Source organism: Streptomyces atratus, assembly GCF_014648655.1.
GTDB classification, from domain to species: Bacteria; Actinomycetota; Actinomycetes; order Streptomycetales; family Streptomycetaceae; genus Streptomyces; species Streptomyces atratus.
The window spans coordinates 1-959 of the sequence record NZ_BMRN01000198.1 but is presented as its reverse complement, the minus strand read 5'-3'; the positions used below and the strand labels follow the sequence as shown (position 1 = coordinate 959).

Annotated in this window: 2 protein-coding genes; one reads left to right on the top strand and one right to left on the bottom strand. The window is 66.9% G+C overall.

Features of this window, described 5'->3' with window-relative positions:
* Positions 1–165 precede the first annotated feature (165 nt).
* On the top strand, positions 166–375 hold the full coding sequence (locus tag IEZ15_RS44065; RefSeq protein WP_189282531.1) for a hypothetical protein: 210 nt from the start codon (positions 166–168) through the stop codon (positions 373–375).
* Positions 376–589: 214 nt separating this feature from the next.
* On the opposite strand, the gene IEZ15_RS44060 is transcribed toward IEZ15_RS44065, so the two are convergent.
* Entirely contained in the window at positions 590–931 is a 342-nt protein-coding gene (locus tag IEZ15_RS44060) for a GNAT family N-acetyltransferase (RefSeq protein WP_189282530.1), read from the bottom strand.
* Between the last annotated feature and the right edge of the window lie 28 nt (positions 932–959).

Below are 959 nucleotides of genomic sequence, written 5' to 3'. Positions count from 1 at the left end.
TCTCCGAGTGGATCGACGGATCCAGCGCAAGACAGTCCGACGACGTCCGTCTGCCCATGAGTCAGACCCCTCGGAGAAGCCACTGACATCCTCACTGTCTGCCCGGTGCTGGGCTGCCCGCGGTAGACCTTCGCCGTCGCGATCTCCCACGCGACCGCGCTGCGGATGCTGACGAGGCTGCCGCTGCCCCCGTTGCGCCTGCCACGGGTACTCGGCGTCGACGACGTTGCCCTGAAGCGACGTCACTGCTACGCCACTAGCCTCCTGCCCTTCTTCGACAATGGCGACCACCTGCACCCGAACGACAAGGGCATGCAGGCGGTGGTCGACGCGGTCGACCTGAAGAGCGTCGACTGCGCATCCGCTCCGAACTGAACCGCGGCACCGGCCGTGGTCCGGTCACCGGCCGTGGCTCGAGCACATGAAACGGTCCTGTCCCCGGTAGCGCGTCCGGCGGGGACAGGACCGGGACTGCCGGAGCCGGCGGTCCATGCCCATGTGGTGCTCCCGCCTTGATGTCACCGATTCCGCTCCGCCTCCGAGCCGCCGGTCCGGACGTACCGGCGGCTCGGAGAAGGTGGCGGCTGCGTCAGTGAGGCCGCATGGTTTCCAGCCACTTCAGGACCTCGGGGGTCACGGGGTCGGTGATGTCGGCGAACTCGTCGTGCTTCTTGAGGAACTTCGCCACGTAGGGGCAGACCGGCACGATGCGTTTCCCTGAGGTGCGTACGTCGCTCAACGCCTGCTGTACGAGTATCGAGGCCAGGCCCTGTCCGGCGAAGGCGTCGTCGATTTCGGTGTGGTAGAAAACGCGCTGGTCGTCGCGGTCGCGGTACGCGGTGAGGCCTGCGGTTCTGCCGTCGACCAGGATTTCGTAACGGTGTTCGGGGTCCACTCGCTGGACAGTCGGAGCGGCGGCGGGCTGCGTCATCGTATGCCTTTCAGTGGCGCGTCGGGTT